The sequence below is a fragment of the Mycobacterium sp. BMJ-28 genome, assembly GCF_054404835.1.
Genome location: NZ_CM136783.1, coordinates 836,904 through 853,609, shown reverse-complemented (window position 1 = coordinate 853,609; position 16,706 = coordinate 836,904). Strand labels below are relative to the sequence as shown.

Sequence of the window (16,706 nt, the reverse complement as noted above, 5' to 3'; positions counted from 1 at the left end):
AAGCACGGCTTACTCACTCCCCACGTTGAGCTGAGCGCGGACATTCTGGTCGGTGACGCCGTTGACGGTTGCGGTGATGACGGTCTGGCTCTCCCCCAGCGCGACGAGTCGCTGCAGCACGATGTCGCGGTTGTCGTCGTCGGTGATGTGATCGAGGTTGCCGACCACCAGCAGCGGTGGTGCCGCGGTGTTGGCCAGCGCGATCCGTAGCAGGGTCCGCTCGAGCTCGGTGAGTTCGTCGAAATATGCCGTCAGCGCGGGCGGCGCCAACTCACCGAACACCGGGGCGCACAGCCGCGCCAGGTCCTGCTGATCGGCCGGCCCGACGAAGCGGTACCAGGATGCGTCCCACCGCTTCTGTTCGGTGACCAGGTCGCGCACCGTCACCGATTCGGCCACCGCGTCCAGCTCATCGATGCAGGCCAACGCCGAGTTGGCGAAGATATCGCGGGCCCGGCTGTGACCGAACACCGTGACCTGTCCTTCGACGGGTTTCATCCGGCCGGCCAACGTCATCAACAGGGCGGTGCGGCCCGTGCCGGTGGGATAGACCAGCACGCTCACCCCGCCGGCGTCCACGTCCAGATCGATCGGGCCGTACACCGGGCCCCACGGCCCGGTCATTCTGATGCCGCGGGCCGTGATTGCCGGCTCTGGTTCTGCCACTGAGTCATCTCAACACACCGGGCTGACCGGGCGTGGTTTTCTACGTGAGGGTCACAGATTCCGGCTCGTCACGGCCCTGGTGCAGAAAACGGCGCACCGGGGAGCGCTAACCGAGATTCCAACCATCGAACATGCTGAGCAGCTGCACACTGCGCCACCAGATCAACCCAAGGAACAACACCAGCAACCCGACCACCAGTACGGTCTGCGCCAGATTGCGTTGTGCCCGTGGCGGATACACCAGCCCGGCCGATACCACCGCACCCGTCACCAGCCCGCCGACATGGCCCTGCCAGCTGATCGCCCCCGTACCGAACATCGGACCGACGAAGGTGAAGGCGAGATTCAGCACGATCAGACCCACCACCCACCCGACATCGAGTCGCAGTTTGCGGGCCACCACGAAGGTCGCACCGAACAACCCGAACACCGCCCCCGAAGCGCCCGCGGTCGCGGTGTTCAGCGGCGCGATGAGAAAGACGAGCGTCGATCCACCGAGCGCGGACAAGCCGTACAGCGCGCCGTACCTGGCCCGTCCCAGCAGCCGTTCCAGCGGTGGGCCGATGACGAACAAGGCCCACATGTTGAACAACAGATGGGCGACGCCGTAGTGCAGGAACGCCGACGTCACCAGGCGGTAGTACTCACCATCGGCGACGGCGGGCGGCCACAGCGTGAGCCGGCTCTCCAGATCGCGTGAGGTCATCTGCAGAACGAGCATCAGCACGTTGACCGCGATCAGCGCGTAGGTGACATACGGGGTCTCCCCGGCCGGCCTGCCGCCGAACCGGCCCTCGGCCTGGCGCACCGTCGCCGCACCGGCGTTCACGCACTCCACGCACTGATGCCCCACCGCCGCGTCACGCATGCAGTCGGGACAGATGGAGCGCTGGCAGCGGTTGCACCGGATATGGGCCGGCCGGCCGGGATGGCGGTAGCAGGGCGGCGGCGCCTGTGGCGGCATCTGCGGCGGTGGGACGGTCATGCCTACATGATGGCCGATGCGTCCCGTCGCCTGGTGAGCGCGTAGAGCACCGCGGTGGCGATCACCGCCTCGGTCAGCGACACCGCGGTGGCCAGCCCCATCAGCGCCGACATCGGCTCGGCCGGTCGGCCCGGCAGCACCGCCCCGTGCTGGTGGGCGGGCACCGACCAGTGCGCCGCGATCATCGCCAGGTTCATCACCGCGACCACACACCAGGTCCGCACGCCGCATCCGCGCCACAGTTCGTAGGCACAGAACAGGCAGGCCGCCGCCATCGCGACGATGAGCACGGCCAGCACCGGGTTACCGGCGTGACCGATCATCGTGGCGTGCAGCGCGGCCGACCCGCCCGCCACCACCGCACACGCCCGCCGCCCGAAGACGGCGGACGTGTGGCTGACGGTCGACATCGTCTAACTTTCGCAGCAGTGCGCCTTCGGCGCAGCGGGAACGTTCAGCGCGGGGTTGCGGTCGAAGAACGACACCGGCTTGAGTTTGAACCCGGCATAATCCACCGGCATCACCGGCCAGTCCTCCGGGCGCGGGAAGTGCGTCAGCCCGAAGGTGTGCCACACCACGATGTCCTGGCCGTCGATATCACGATCCTGCGCGACGTAGGCCGGCAGGCCGGCATTGCCCGGGTTCTGGTTGACGAACCGGCCGGCCGGATACCGTTCGGCGGGGTCGTATTTCGTCACCCACAGATGCTTGGTGGCGAACGCCGCACGCTGGGCGATCGAGCTGGTCGGGTGGGCCAGCAGCGCCGGCTGGCCTTCGGGATGCAGCGCGTAGCCGACGTTCTGGCCCAGCCGGTTGGTCTTCTCCGGGTTGGTGATGTGCCACACCCGCGCCTTGAGGTTGTCGGCCGTCCGCATCGCCTCGGACTCCCGGGTCAGTCGGGTGCGCTGCGGCCGGAAGGCGTTACCCCATGGGTTCTCCGGGCCCATCGGCACGGCCACGGCATCGACCTCCTCGACGACGTTGGCCTGCCCGTCGACCTCCATGTCCAGCCGTGCCGAGAACAGGTGCTGGTGGAACGGCGCGCCCAGCCCGGGTGCCATTTCGGTGGAGAACCCGTCGGGCCCACGGTAGGCCGAGGCGAACACGATGCCGGTGGCCTTGGCCTCCAGCTGGATGGTGCCGTCCAGGTACAGGTACCAGTAGAACCCGTAGTCATAGTTGCCGATGGTCAAGAAGAACGAGATGACGAGTCGTCTCGACCGCCGCACCTCGGCCATCCCGTTGAACATGTCGGTGTGCTTCCACAGCACGCCGTAGTCCTCCTCGTGCAGGCAGATCGCGTTCTTCATCACCTTCGGGTTACCGTCCTCGTCGGCGATGGTGACGTCGAAGTACTTGATCTCACCCAGGCAATCGCAGCCCAGTTCAAGGGAATTGGTGTACCGGCCGAACAGGTACTCACCCTGGTCGAAGTAGTTCTGCCAGTACCGCACCGGCGACGGGTCGGCGTAGGGCACCACCATCTCGGCGATGGACGCGCGGTACACCACAGGCCGGCCCGCGATGGACAGCTGGTGCAGGGTCAGACCCTCGCGGACGTCGAACCCGAACCGGAATTTCCAGTCTGCCCAGCTGATCTGGTTGCCTTCGACGGTGAAGCTGGCCCCTTCGGGCTGGGTGATCTCGATGGGCTTGAGGTCGGTGCGCGGCGGCACCGCGTGCGGCGCGGCATCCCATTGGCCGCGTTCGGCGGGCAGCGGCAGTTCGATCTCGTCGATCACCTTGGTGACCCGGCGCTCCGTGAGGTCCACATACGCCACCACCCCGTCGATGGGGTGCGCCCACGGCAGGTCGGCGGCGTCGTACTGATAGAAGGCCAGCACCCGGACGATGCGCCGGCCCACCTCGTCCTCGTGCCCGAAGACGCCCGCCGACAGCGGCACCGCGCGCACATCGGCGTGGGTGAGCCCGCGCTTGTCCATCGCGGCCAGCCATTCCGGGCAGTCCAGCAGGAAGGCCTCGATGTCCTCGAATTCCTGGTCCAGGATCGGCACGTGGCCGTCGACGCCGGCGTCCACATGTTCGACGGTGAGCACTTTGCCCTGGGTCACCGAGACCAGGAGATCACTGCCCTGGCCGCTGCCCCGGTCCAGCAGCAACACCCGGGCCCGGCGGTCGATCGGGTCACCGGGGGCGTAGGCCTGCACGACCTTCTTGTGCGGCTCCTCCAGCGCGACGAAGACGAAGCGCACCCGGTCGCCGAGCAGCCCGTGCTCGGTGACGATGCGCCGGGCGGTGCGGATCTCCTCGGCACTCAACGGGTTCAACGGATGGTCGGGACTTCCGGTGGTGGCGGGGGTTTCGACAAATGCGGTACTCATCGGGCAATCTCCTTCTCGGTGATTTCTTGGTGACCGGCGTGTGGGCGCAGTACCGCGACCGCGGCACCGCCGAGGAAGGCGCCGGCGAGCAGCACCCCGATGACACCGGCCAGGGTGCCGGACCCGCCGACCAGCAGCGGCAGATTGACGGCGGTCATCACCGACAGCACGGCCAGGCCCACAAAGCCCAGGCCCGGGGCGATCACGGTGTGCCACAACCGGGTGTCCAACCGGGTGCGGCGGAAGTAGACCACCACGGCGGCCGAGGTCAGCATCATCAGCACGACGATGCCGACCGACGCCGCACCGACGAACCAGGTGAACACCTGCGTGACGGGGTCGAGGTGGGCCAGTACCGAGACCACCACCAGCACCAGCGCCGAGACCGTCTGCAACGCCGACGCGATGTGCGGCGACGCGTGCCGGGCATGCGATCGTCCGCATTGCTGCGGCAGCGCACGGGTGTTGCCGAGGGCGAAGACGTACCGGGCAAGCACGTTGTGGAAGGACAGCAGTGCGGCGAAAAGGCTTGTGATGAGGAAGATCTGCACCACATCACCAGCCACAGAGCCGAGATAACGGTTGGCCGTGTCGGTCAGCATGGTGGCCGGACTGTCGGTGGCCGCGGTGACCGCACCGGCATCTCCCCAGGCACTGACCATGGTCCAACTGGACAGCGCGTAGAAGCCACCGATGAGCAGCAGCGCGACATAGGTGGCCCGCGGAATGGTGCGTTCCGGGTCCCTGGCCTCATCGCGGAAGACCGCCGTCGCCTCGAAGCCGATATACCCGGCCAGCGCGAAGATCAGTGCGATTCCCGGTGCGCCGCTGAAGAATTCACTCGGGTGCAGCACCGCCGTGGACAGCCCCTCCGGGCCGCCGCGGCCGATCACCGCGGCATTGATCACCAGCACGATGCCGACCTCGCAGACCAGCAGTACCCCGAGCACCTTGCCGGACAGCTCGATATGCCGATAGCCCAGCGTCCCGACGATCGCCATCATCGCCAGTGCGTACAGGTACCAGGGCACCGCCGGCCCGCCATGGCTGGTGACGAGTTCGTTCAGGGCTGCGCCGACATAGCCGTACACGCCGCCCTGCACCGCGGTGTAGGAGAGCAGGGCCAGGAAGGCCGCGCCCAATCCGACGTGGCGGCCGAAGCCGTGTGCGATGTAGGTGTAGAAGGCACCGGCGCCGCGGATGTGCCGGGCCATCGCGGTGAACCCGACGGCGAACAGCAGCAGCACCGCGGTGCAGACCCCGTAGGACGCCGGGAAGGCTGCGCCGTTGCCCGCGGCGATGCCGATCGGGAAGGTGCCCGCGACGACGGTCAGGGGTGCGGCCGCGGCGACGACCATGAAGACGATGGCGGTGGGGCCGAGTTTGCCGGCCAATCGGTGCGCCTGACCGTCGGCCGTGTGGCCGGGGTCCAGGACTGCGTCAGTTGTCATGGGTCTACCTTCGATGGAATTGAATGTGAATTGGTTGCCGTGCGGTAAGGCTTCGGTGAGTTCAAATGAGAATGGCCCGCCCGGTGCATTCTCATTCGATCTGCGTCCATTCAGAGCGCGATATTGACGGCCTTGGTTTGGGTGTATTCGGCAATGGCGCCCTCACCGAGTTCGCGGCCCCAACCGGATTGTTTGTAGCCGCCGAACGGCAGCGCGGTGTCGAACGCGTTGTGGCAGTTGACCCACACCGTGCCGGCCTTGATCTGGGCGGCCACCCGATGAGCGGTGGACACGTCGCGGGTCCAGACGCTGGCGGCCAGCCCGTACGGGGTGTCATTCGCCATGTCTTTCAGGGCCTGAGGCCCCTGGTCCCGGTTGAACGGCACGGCCACCGCGACCGGGCCGAAGATCTCCTCCCGGTAGACGCTGAAGTCGTCGCGCACGTCCACCAGCAGCGTCGGCTGCACGTAGAAGCCGGTGTCACCGTGCCGGCCGCCGCCGGCCAGCGCGCGGGCACCCTGCTCGATCCCGGCGTCCAGGTAGCCGGTCACCTTGGTGAGTTGTTCCCTGGACACCAGCGGCCCGATGTCATTGGTCGGATCCAGCCCGGGCCCGATCCGCAGTCCGGCCGCGTGCGCGGCGACACCCGCGGTGAACTCGTCGAAGATGGCGTCCTCGACCAGCAGGCGGGTGCCCGCCGTGCAGGTCTGGCCGTGGTTGAACAGGAATCCGCTGGCCACCCCGGGGATGGCGGCATCCAGGTCGGCGTCGGCGAACACCACCTGCGGGCTTTTGCCGCCGAGTTCCAGGGAGACCTTCTTGAGGTTGCCCGATGCGGCGTTGACGATCTTGCGGCCGACCTCGGTGGAGCCGGTGAAAGCGACCTTGTCGACGCCCGGATGCGCGGCCAGCGCGGCACCGATGTCACCGAACCCGGTCAGCAGGTTGAACACCCCGTCGGGCACACCGGCCTCGGCGATCACCTCGGCCAGCAGCACCGCGGTCAGCGGCGTCTGCTCGGCCGGCTTGAGGATGACGGTGTTTCCGCAGGCCAGCGCCGGTGCGACCTTGAAGGCCGCCATCACCAGCGGGAAGTTCCACGGGATGATCTGGGCACAGACACCGACCGGCTCACGCAAGGTGAAGGCGTGGAACCGGCTGCCGGGCGCCCACGGCACCGACACCGGGACGGTGCGGCCCTCGACCTTGGTGGCCCAGCCCGCGTAGTAGTAGAAGATCTCGGCGGCCCAGGTGACGTCGACGGCCTTGGCCACGGCCACCGACTTGCCGTTGTCGATGCTCTCCAGCTCGGCGAACTGGTCGGCGCGGGCGGTGATGCCCTCGGCGATCCGCCAGATCATCCGCTGCCGCTGCGCCGGGGTCATCGCCGGCCACGGCCCTTCCTCGAAGGCGCCGCGCGCGGCGACGACGGCACGTTCGACGTCCTCGGGCCCGGCGTGCGGGACGGTGGTGATCACCCGCTCGGTGGCGGGGTCGACGGTGTCGAAGCGGCGTCCGGAGCGCGCGTCCGCCCATTGCCCGTCGATGTACATCTGCCGGGGTACGGACACGAACTCGGCGGTGCGCGGATCCAGCTGTGAGCTCAGCACGGTTGTCATGACGGCCATGATTACGCCCCGATGTGGTCTGCGTCACCACTAATTCCTAATGGGTTTTTCGCACTTTTGCATTCTCATTTGAATCGTTGCCGCCATTCTCATTCGGACGTCGGGAATTCGCAGCTTATGGGTGTAGAGGTTGGCATCAGACGCACTCAGCCGGCGCGATTCTCATTTGAAGTTTTCGAAGATTTACCTGACAGCGCTGTGCCGGGGTGCGTGATCGGCTACGTTGCCGAAGTGAGTGGCAGACGGGCGATGCGGAGCAGCTCACCGGTGTCCGGGTTGCGACGGGCCCAGCTGTCGTTCGCCCAGGTGCTGGGGCAGTCGGTGTCGGCGGTGGCACCGTCAGCGGTGATGGTCACGCTGCCCGCGCTGGTCATTCCAGCGGCGGGGCACGCGACGCTGCCGGTGTTCGTGGCCACCGCGCTGCTGATGGCCGCGGTGGGCTACTGCATCACCCAGTTCAGCACGCGGATGGTCGCCGTCAGCGGGCTGTACAGCTACACCGTCAAAGGCTTGGGCCCGATCGCCGGAATCGCAGCCGGGTGGTCCGTGGTGATCGGCTACGCTGCCGCGGCGATGGCCAGCACCCTCGGTGCGGCGAGCTATCTCACCGCACTGCTCGGCCGGGTGGGTATACCGGACGGCCGGCCGACCATCGCCGTGCTGGCGGTTCTGGTCGGCATCGTGGCCTGGGCGTTGATGGTGCGCGGCATCCGGCTGTCGGCGCGCATCTCGCTGACCATCGAGGTGTTCGCCATCGTGGTGGCCGCCGTGGTGCTGGTGATCGCCTTCACCGGCTCGGTCGCCGGCGGTCACGACCCACCGAGAACCGCTGCGCCGGCTGATCATTCGGCGCTCGGTTTCGCGCTGCTGCTGGCCGTCACGTCATACGTCGGATTCGAGAGCGCGGGCACGGTGGCCCGCGAGGCGCAGCGCCCATTCGTCACGGTGACCCGGGCTATCCGGTGGTCACCGCTGGCGCTCGGTGTGTTGTACACCTTCGCCGCGGCCATGCAATCCACCGGAACCATCCGGGCCGGAATCGGTTCCGTGCCCATCGTGCTGGCGTTGCCGGACAATGCGGGTACCGCGTCGACGGTGCTGTCGATCGTGATGGAACTAGGGATCACGGCATCGTGGTTCGCCTGTGTCATCGGATCCACCACCGCACTGTCCCGCACGCTGTTCGCCATGGGCCGCGAGGGCGTGATCCCGGCGCGGGTCGGGCGCGCACATCCGGTGTACCGGACCCCGCATGTGGCGCTGCTCCTGGCCGTGCCGGTCATCGTGGGGGTGCCGGTCTGCTACCTGTTCATCGCCGGATCGAGCCGCGAGGTGCTCGTCGGCCTGCTCGCGATCTCGGCGCACGGCTATATCGGGGCGTATCTACTGGTATGCCTGGCCGCCCCGGCGTTCCTGCGCCGGATCGGCGAACTCACCCGCACCCCCGTGGTGATCGGGCTGTCGGCCGCGGCGTTGATGATCGCTTTGATCGGCTGGGCAGCGCTGACCGTGGCGTCCCCGGTGTGGATCGCCACCGCTGTGTACGCCGCACTGCTGACCGCGGGTTTCGCCGCATTCGGCTGGCGCCGGCGCAGCGTGCCCGACCTCGCCGAGCGGGTCGGGGTGTTCGACGAGACGGTCGCCGGTGACGTGTTCGCCGACTACAACCCGTGGGAGGTGCGCCGGTGAGCCCTACCGACGGCGCCCTGTCCGGCCGCCAGCCCAAGGCGGTGCAGAGCGCACTGCAGGTTCTGGAGGCCATCGCACTGGCGGGCACGGGGGTCACTGCGAAGGAAATTGCGGATCGCCTCGGTATGCCGTCGGCCACCACCTACCGGCTGCTCAATCTGCTGGTGGCGGACGGCTATATCGTCCGGCTCCCGGACCTGTCCGGGTTCTCGCTCGGCCCGCGGATGGGGGTGCTCATCGACGCGGCGGTGTCACCGACGGTGTGCACCGCGGCCCGCGAAACACTGGCCGAGCTGCGGCTGTCGGTGCGCTTCGGTGTGCATCTGTTCTATTTCACCAACACCTCGGTGCGGCTTGCCGACTCCGACAGCGAATACCCGCCTCCTGCGGACGAATCGGTGCTCAACCACCATCTGCACGCCTGCGCCGTCGGCAAGTTGTTGCTCGCCGAGAAGCGCGATATCGACACCCTGCTCAGTTCGCCGCTGCACGGATTGACCGGGCGCACCGTCACCTCCAGATCGCTTCTGGTGCAACAACTCGACGAGATCCGCGACCAGGGCATGGCCGCCCAAGGCGGCGAGCTGCGCGAGGATTCGGCGTGTGTCGCGGTCCCGGTTCGCTCCGCCGCCGGGGCACTGGTGGCCGCGGTGGCGATGTCGGCCCGCGCCGAGCAGCACCAGCTGTTGATCCGCCAGGTCCCGGTATTGCGAGAGTGCGCGGCCCGGCTCAGCCCACTCCTGGCCTAGTCAGTACGCCCAAACTCACCTTTGGGCCGCAAAGTGCGAGAGCGTGCCGGCATTTCGTCGATCTCGGCGAACGCTAACGCGCTGCCGGCTCCAGGTCGGCGATGTCCAGCCGCTTGATGGGCCCGACCACGACGACGTAACACACCAGGGCCAGTACCGCGCTGAGCCCGACATAGAGCAGCGCGAGTTCGAAGGAACCCTGGGTCTTGACCAGATAGCCGATCACGATCGGGGTGGTGATGGCCGCCAGGCTGCCGAAGGTGTTGAACACCCCGCCGGACAGGCCGGCGATCTCCTTGGGCGCGGTGTCGGCGACCACCGCCCAGCCCAAGGCGCCCAACCCTTTACCGAAGAACGACACCGCCATCAGCAGCACCACGAGCCACGACGCATCGACATAGTTGCAGCCGATGATGACGGTGGCCAGCAGCAGCCCGACCACGATGGGCAACTTGCGCGCCTTGGTCTGCGACCAGCCGTGGCGCATCAGCCCGTCGGAGAGCACGCCGCCCAGGATGCCGCCGACGAAGCCGCAGATGGCCGGCAGCGAGGCGATGAACCCGGCCTTGAGGATCGACATGTGCCGCTCTTGCACGAGATAGACAGGAAACCAGGTCAGGAAGAACCAGGTGATGGTGTTGATGAAGTACTGGCCGAAGTAGACGCCCAGCATCATCCGGTTCTTGAGCAAGGCCTTGACGTAGTGAAACTGGTTGGTGCCCTTGGCTTCTGCCGGTACTGCGGCACCGGCGTCCATGTCGACCAGCGCGCCGCCCTCGCGTATGTAGTCCAGCTCGGCCTCGCTCAGCCGCGGATGGTTGCGTGGCGCGTAGATGACGACGATCCACAGCAGGCCGAACAGCACACCGATGCCACCGACAATGGTGAAGACGTGCTCCCAGCCGGCAGACACCACCAGCCAGCCCATCAGCGGCGAGAAGGCCGCGGTGGCGAAGTACTGCGCGGAGTTGAAGATCGCCGCCGCGGTGCCGCGCTCCTTGGTGGGGAACCACGCCGCGACGATCCGCGAGTTCCCCGGGAACGACGGTCCTTCGGCCAGGCCGACCAGCAGTCGCAGCAGGAACAGCAGGCCGACGGCGGTGCCCATCGAGAAGTTGCCGACGAAGCCCTGACAGACGGTGAAGATCGACCAGGTCAGGATCGCCGCGCAGTAGACCTTCTTGGAGCCGTAGCGGTCCAGCAGCCAGCCGGCCGGAATCTGGGCGATCAGATAGGACCACCCGAACGCGGAGAAGATGTAGCCCAGCGTCACCGCATCGATGCCGAGGGCGTCCTGGATGGCGTCGCCGGCCATCGAAATGGTGGACCGGTCGGCGTAGTTGATGACGGTGACCGCGAACAACATGGCCAGGATGACGTAACGCACATGGCCGGCTTTGGCCGCCGGGGCCCGGCGAGCATGGTCGACCGGCACTGCGGATACGGGATTCATGGAAGCTCCTTGCATGGCCGGTCGCGAACGGCCGGGTGGTTCAGGTCACATATCGACCTCGGCCGACTTTAGGCAGCGGGATACATTCACGTCCAAGCCCGATTCGGTATCCGGTGATGCCGTTTGAGCATCGACAATTCCCATGCCGGGGCTGCATCAATAAATCCACAATCGGTGTTGGACTGAATGAGACGGCGTCCCTACCGTGGAAGCCATGACCACCACCGCTCCCGTCAGCAGTGCACTCAGCGAGCCCGACGCCGCGATCAAGGCCCTGGCAGCGGGCGCGGCCACGCAGGACCGCATCGACCGGGTGACGCTGTCGTCGATCACCTTGCCGCTGCAGAACCCGATCAGCGACGCCAAAGTGCTCACCGGCCGGCAGAAGCCGATGACCGAGGTCGCCTTCCTGTTCGCCGAGATCCACACCGCGGGCGGGCACTCCGGCGTGGGGTTCAGCTACTCCAAGCGCGCCGGTGGGCCCGCCCAGTTCGCCCACGCCCGCGAGGTGGCCCCGGTCCTGATCGGCGAAGACCCCAACGACATCGCCAAGATCTGGACCAAGCTGGTCTGGGCCGGTGCCTCGGTCGGCCGCAGCGGCGTGGCCACCCAGGCCATCGCCGCCTTCGACATCGCGTTGTGGGACCTCAAGGCCAAGCGCGCCAACCTGCCGATCGCCAAACTCATCGGTAGCCACCGCGACTCGGTGCCGACGTACAACACCTCCGGCGGGTTCCTGCACACCCCCATCGAGCAGGTCCTGGAGAATGCGTCGGCGGCGCTGTCCAGTGGCATCGGCGGCATCAAGATCAAAGTGGGACAGCCCGATTGGCGTACCGATATTGCCCGGCTGGAGAAGGTGCGCGAACACCTCGGCGATGACGTGCCGCTGATGGTCGACGCCAACCAGCAGTGGGACCGCCCTACCGCGATGCGGATGGGCCGCATCCTGGAGAAGTTCAACCTGGTGTGGATCGAAGAGCCGCTGGACGCCTACGACGCCGAGGGCCACGCGCATCTGGCCCGCGCGCTGGACACCTCGATCGCCACCGGCGAGATGCTGGCCAGCGTCGGCGAACATCAGCGGCTCATCGACGCCGACGCCGTCGACATCATCCAGCCCGACGCCCCGCGCATCGGCGGCATCACCCAGTTCCTGAAACTGTCGACGCTGGCCGAGCAGAAGTTCCTGCAGCTGGCACCGCATTTCGCGATGGAGATCCATCTGCACCTGGCTGCCACCTACCCGCACGGCGTGTGGGTTGAGCACTTCGACTGGCTCGACCCGCTGTTCAACGAGCACCTCGAGATCCGCGACGGCCGCATGCATCTGTCCGAGCGCCCCGGACTCGGCTTCACCCTCAGCGAGCAGGCCCGCGCCTGGACCGTCGGCACCGCCGACTTCAGCTGATTTCGGCGCGCTCACCTGCGGTCAGCGCGGGTGAGCGCGCCGAAATCACAGTCCCAGGATGCGCACGCTTTCCTCACGCATCTGCACCTTGCGGATCTTGCCGGTGACGGTCATCGGGAACTCGTCGACCAGCTGGACGTAGCGCGGAATCTTGAAATGCGCCAGCCTGCCCTCGGCGAAGGCCCGAACGGCGTTGGCGTCCAACGGTTGCGCACCGGGCTTCATCTTGATCCAGGCGCAGATCTCCTCGCCGTATCTGGCGTCGGGCACGCCGATCACCTGGGCGTCCTCGATGGCCGGGTGGGTGTGCAGGAACTCCTCGACCTCGCGTGGATACACATTCTCACCACCACGGATCACCATGTCCTTGATCCGGCCGACGACGGTGCAGTACCCGTCCTCGCGCATCACCGCCAGATCTCCGGTGTGCATCCAGCCGTCGTCGTCGATCGCCTGGGCCGTTTTGTCCGGGTCTTCCCAGTAGCCCAGCATGACCGAGTAACCCTTGGTGCAGAACTCACCGGGCTGACCGCGTTCGACGATGTCCCCGGAATCCGGGTCGACGATCTTCACCTCGACGTGCGGGTGGGCCCGGCCGATGGTCGCGGTGCGCCGATCCAGGTCATCGTCGTGCAGGGTCTGGCAGGACGCCGGCGAGGTCTCGGTCATCCCGTAGGCGATGGCGATCTCGGCCATGTGCATATCGTTGATGCAGCGCTTCATCACCTCGATCGGGCAGACCGAACCCGCCATGATGCCGGTGCGCAGCGAGGACAGATCCCACTCGGAGAACGTCGGGTGGTTCTGCATGGCGATGAACATCGTCGGCACCCCGTACAACGCGGTACAGCGTTCGGATTCAACGGCTTTCAGGGTCGACACGGGGTCGAATCCCGGTGCGGGGATGACGATCGTGGCACCGTGGGTGGTACAGCCCAGGTTGCCCATCACCATGCCGAAGCAATGATAGAACGGCACCGGGACGCACAGCCGGTCCCCCGGCGCCAGGTTGATGCCCTCGGTGACGAAGAACCCGTTGTTCAGGATGTTGCGGTGCGACAGGGTCGCGCCCTTCGGGAAACCCGTTGTGCCCGAGGTGTACTGAATGTTGATCGGATCGGTGTTGGACAGCGTCGCTTGGCGCGCCGCCAGTTCCTCGGGCGCCACCGCGCTGGAACGCAACGCGTCCCAGTCGGCCGTGCCCAGGAAGATCACCTCGGTCAGCGTGGGCGCTTCCGGGCGCACGGCGTCGACCATCGCGACGTAGTCCGAACTCTTGAACTCGGTGGCCGAAATGAGCATCCGCACACCCGACTGGTTGAGCACATATGCCAGTTCATGGGTGCGGTAGGCCGGGTTGATGTTGACCAGGATCGCGCCGATCTTCGCCGTCGCGTACTGGACGATGGCCCACTCGGAACGGTTCGGTGACCACATGCCCACCCGGTCGCCCTTGGCGATCCCGCGCCCCATCAAACCCCTTGCCACCAGATCGATTTCGTCGTCGAGTTCGCGATAGGTCCACCGGGTGCCTTGTGTGCAGTCGACCAGCGCCTCGATGTCCGGATAAGCGGCGGCGGTGCGCTCGAAGTTGGACCCGATGGTGTCTTCGAGGATGGGGACTTCGGTCGGCCCGGCGTCATGGCTCTGCATTTCACATTCCCGTCGCTTCGCTCGCCCCATTAGTCCACCAAATCCTCGTAGCGGTATTCGGTCGGGATCGGCGAACCGGATCCGTGCGCTTCATCTTCGCGCCGCCGGAGTTCGACGCGCCGGATCTTGCCGGAGATGGTCTTGGGCAGCTCGAAGAACTCCACCCGGCGCACCTTGAGGTACGGCGCCAGGTGGTCACGGGCGTATTCCATGATGGCGCGTGCGGTGCCGGCATCGGCGGCCCAGCCGTCGGCAAGTGCGACATAGGCTTTCGGGATCGCCAACCTGGTTTCGTGCGGTTGCGGGACCACGGCGGCCTCCACCACGGCGGGATGCTCGATCAGCACGCTTTCCAGTTCGAACGGCGACACCTTGTAGTCACTGGACTTGAACACGTCGTCGGTGCGGCCGATGTAGGTGATGTAGCCGTCGGCGTCACGGCTGGCCACATCTCCGGTGTGATAGAAACCGCCGTGCATCACCGCCGTATTGCGTTGCGGGTCATCGAGATAGCCGGTCATCAGGTTCAGCGGTGCTTTCGAGAGGTCCAGGCAGATCTCGCCCTCGTCGGCAGCTTCCCCGGTGAGCGGGTCGATCAACACCACCGGCACCCCCGGCATCGGCCGGCCCATCGAGCCCGCCTTGACCGGCTGCCCCGGCGTGTTGCCTACCTGCAGGGTGGTCTCGGTTTGCCCGAACCCGTCCCGGATGGTCAAGCCCCAGGCGCGTTGCACCGTCTCGATCACCTCGGGGTTCAGCGGCTCCCCCGCGCCCAGGATCTCGCGCAGGTCTTCGGGTTTGGATCCGAGGTCGGCCTGGATGAGCATCCGCCACACGGTGGGCGGGGCGCAGAATGTGCTGACCCCGGCCCGGTGGATCTGGGCGAGTAGCGCTACCGGGTCGAAGCGGCTGTAGTTGTAGACGAAGATGGTCGCTTCGGCGATCCACGGCGCGAAGAAGCAACTCCAGGCGTGCTTGGCCCAGCCCGGTGAGCTGATGGCCAGGTGCACGTCACCGGGGCGCACGCCGATCCACGCCATCGTCGACATGTGCCCGACCGGGTAGGAGATCTGGGAATGTTCGACCAGTTTTGGCTTACTGGTGGTGCCGGAGGTGAAGTACACCAGCAGCGGATCGTCCACGGTGGTCACTGTCGGGTGCGTCTGCGGGCTGGTCTGGTAGGCGTCTTCGTAGCGGTGCCAAACCGGTCCCGATGTCGCCGCCGGGGCGGCTCCGGGGGCGTCGCCCACCGCGATACGCACGTAGTCACCGGGTACCTCGTCGAATTTGGGCGCATCCGAGGAATTGGCGATGACGAACCGGGCGCCGCCGCGGACGATCCGGTCGGTGAGGTCCTCGGCTCCCAGCGCACTGGTGGTCGGCATGATCACCGCGCCGAGCTTGGCCACCGCGAGCATCGCCTCCCACAACTCGACCTGATTGCCGAGCATCACCAGAACCCGGTCCCCCTTGCGCACCCCCAGTCCGCGCAGCCACGTCGCGACCCGGTCGGAGGTCTGCGCCATCTCGGCGAAGCTGACCTTGCGCTCACTGCCGTCCTGCTCGACGATCCACAGCGCGGTGCGCTGGTTGTTGTGCGCGATGACGTCGAACCAGTCGATTGCCCAGTTGAACGAACCGGTGATCGCCGGCCACCGGAACGTCTCGACGGCTTTCTCGTAATCGGCGATGACGTCGACAAGATGGTCGCGGGCATCGCGGTAGAGGTCGGTGTTCGTCGCCATGCAGATAGGATCTACGTCACATCGATCCGTCCGCTACCCCCGAAAGAGGGGAATCCTGTGCAGCCGCTGTTAAGGCCCCGCGATACCGACGCGGTGCGGGCCGAACTGCGGCGAGTGGCCGCCGAGGCGGTTGTTCCGGTGCTGTTCGGCGGCGAGGTGCACGACGACGCGCTGTTGCTCACCGAGTTCGTCGGCACCCGCACCGGCGGGCTGCGCGGTCTGGTGGTGCGGTCGCGGTCCGGGTTGGGCGGGGCGAGCATGGTGGCCGGACGGCCGATGACGGTCGCCGATTACCGACACGACGTGAGCATCACCCACGACTACGACGCGCCGGTGCTCAGCGAAGGCATCCGCGCGGTGCTCGCGGTGCCGGTGCTGGTGGACGGTCGGGCACGGGCGATGCTCTACGGTGCGTACCGTTCCGCCGCCCCGATCGGCGGCCGGGCCGTCGACGTGATGGTCGGCTCGGCACGGCGGCTGTCGTACGAGTTGCGGGTGCGCGACGAGGTGGACCGCCGGTTGCGGCACCGGGAGGCACACCTGGCCGGGTCCGCAGATCGTGTGGCCAATCCCGAGCAGATCCGCGAGGTGCACGCCGACCTGCGCCGGCTGGCCGCCGATGCACCTGCCGAGTTGCAGGGCCAGCTGCGGGTGCTGGCCGAACGACTGGGGGCGGCGTTGTCGGGCGGTACACCGACCGCCGCACCACTGACCGCCCGGGAGATCGACGTGCTGGCCCAGGTTGCCTTGGGGTGCACCAACGCCGAGGCGGCGCAACGGCTTTCCCTCAAGCCGGAAACGGTGAAAAGCTATCTGCGAAGTGCCGCAGCGAAACTCGGTACGAAGACTCGGCATGAGGCGGTGTCGCGGGCCCGGCGGGGGCGGTTGATTCCGTGAGCCGCTATGTCCGGACCGGCCGGCTGCCGGCGCTGCA

At 67.0% G+C, this 16,706-nt stretch carries 13 protein-coding genes; 4 read left to right on the top strand and 9 right to left on the bottom strand.

Going from position 1 to position 16,706, the window contains the following annotated elements:
- Nucleotides 1-9 precede the first annotated feature (9 nt).
- The 6 genes from ACXPWS_RS04275 to ACXPWS_RS04250 form a co-directional block, all read right to left on the bottom strand.
- Complete coding sequence (locus tag ACXPWS_RS04275) at nucleotides 10-624, bottom strand: ATP-binding cassette domain-containing protein (protein WP_458713409.1); 615 nt, start codon at nucleotides 622-624, stop codon at nucleotides 10-12.
- 148 nt (nucleotides 625-772) lie between these two features.
- Nucleotides 773-1,651 (bottom strand): rhomboid family intramembrane serine protease, encoded by an 879-nt coding sequence (locus ACXPWS_RS04270; RefSeq protein ID WP_458711245.1) that lies wholly within the window; start codon nucleotides 1,649-1,651, stop codon nucleotides 773-775.
- A gap of 2 nt (nucleotides 1,652-1,653) precedes the next feature.
- Nucleotides 1,654-2,061 carry a hypothetical protein gene (locus ACXPWS_RS04265; RefSeq protein ID WP_458711244.1) on the bottom strand — a complete coding sequence of 136 codons (408 nt, stop codon included), beginning with the start codon at nucleotides 2,059-2,061 and terminating at the stop codon, nucleotides 1,654-1,656.
- Between the two features lie 3 nt (nucleotides 2,062-2,064).
- Entirely contained in the window at nucleotides 2,065-3,993 is a 1,929-nt protein-coding gene (locus ACXPWS_RS04260; RefSeq protein ID WP_458711243.1) for a primary-amine oxidase, read from the bottom strand.
- Nucleotides 3,990-5,444 carry an APC family permease gene (locus ACXPWS_RS04255; protein WP_458711242.1) on the bottom strand — a complete coding sequence of 485 codons (1,455 nt, stop codon included), beginning with the start codon at nucleotides 5,442-5,444 and terminating at the stop codon, nucleotides 3,990-3,992. Before ACXPWS_RS04255 ends, ACXPWS_RS04260 begins: the two co-directional genes overlap by 4 nt.
- Before the next feature lie 110 nt (nucleotides 5,445-5,554).
- Nucleotides 5,555-7,063, bottom strand: a complete 1,509-nt coding sequence (locus tag ACXPWS_RS04250) for an aldehyde dehydrogenase family protein (RefSeq protein WP_458711241.1) — start codon at nucleotides 7,061-7,063, stop codon at nucleotides 5,555-5,557.
- A 240-nt stretch (nucleotides 7,064-7,303) separates the two neighbouring features.
- Here ACXPWS_RS04250 and ACXPWS_RS04245 point away from each other — a divergent pair, with 240 nt between their 5' ends.
- Together ACXPWS_RS04245 and ACXPWS_RS04240 are read left to right on the top strand one after the other, a co-directional pair.
- Nucleotides 7,304-8,761, top strand: coding sequence for an APC family permease (locus ACXPWS_RS04245; RefSeq protein WP_458711240.1), 1,458 nt, complete (start codon nucleotides 7,304-7,306; stop codon nucleotides 8,759-8,761).
- Nucleotides 8,758-9,510 (top strand): IclR family transcriptional regulator, encoded by a 753-nt coding sequence (locus ACXPWS_RS04240; RefSeq protein WP_458711239.1) that lies wholly within the window; start codon nucleotides 8,758-8,760, stop codon nucleotides 9,508-9,510. Before ACXPWS_RS04245 ends, ACXPWS_RS04240 begins: the two co-directional genes overlap by 4 nt.
- 73 nt (nucleotides 9,511-9,583) lie before the next feature.
- On the opposite strand, the gene ACXPWS_RS04235 is transcribed toward ACXPWS_RS04240, so the two are convergent.
- Nucleotides 9,584-10,963 carry an MFS transporter gene (locus ACXPWS_RS04235; protein WP_458711238.1) on the bottom strand — a complete coding sequence of 460 codons (1,380 nt, stop codon included), beginning with the start codon at nucleotides 10,961-10,963 and terminating at the stop codon, nucleotides 9,584-9,586.
- 214 nt (nucleotides 10,964-11,177) lie between these two features.
- Here ACXPWS_RS04235 and ACXPWS_RS04230 point away from each other — a divergent pair, with 214 nt between their 5' ends.
- Nucleotides 11,178-12,374 (top strand): L-talarate/galactarate dehydratase, encoded by a 1,197-nt coding sequence (locus ACXPWS_RS04230; protein WP_458711237.1) that lies wholly within the window; start codon nucleotides 11,178-11,180, stop codon nucleotides 12,372-12,374.
- Nucleotides 12,375-12,419: 45 nt separating this feature from the next.
- On the opposite strand, the gene ACXPWS_RS04225 is transcribed toward ACXPWS_RS04230, so the two are convergent.
- Both ACXPWS_RS04225 and ACXPWS_RS04220 read right to left on the bottom strand, forming a co-directional pair.
- The gene (locus tag ACXPWS_RS04225; protein WP_458711236.1) at nucleotides 12,420-14,027 is read right to left on the bottom strand and encodes an AMP-binding protein; all 1,608 of its coding nucleotides are present in this window, start codon (nucleotides 14,025-14,027) and stop codon (nucleotides 12,420-12,422) included.
- A 29-nt stretch (nucleotides 14,028-14,056) separates the two neighbouring features.
- A complete protein-coding gene (locus ACXPWS_RS04220) occupies nucleotides 14,057-15,772 on the bottom strand; it encodes an AMP-binding protein (RefSeq protein WP_458711235.1) in 1,716 nt (571 codons plus the stop codon).
- Nucleotides 15,773-15,829: 57 nt separating this feature from the next.
- On the opposite strand from ACXPWS_RS04220, the gene ACXPWS_RS04215 reads away from it, so the two are divergent.
- Entirely contained in the window at nucleotides 15,830-16,669 is an 840-nt protein-coding gene (locus ACXPWS_RS04215; RefSeq protein WP_458711234.1) for a helix-turn-helix transcriptional regulator, read from the top strand.
- Nucleotides 16,670-16,706: the final 37 nt, after the last annotated feature.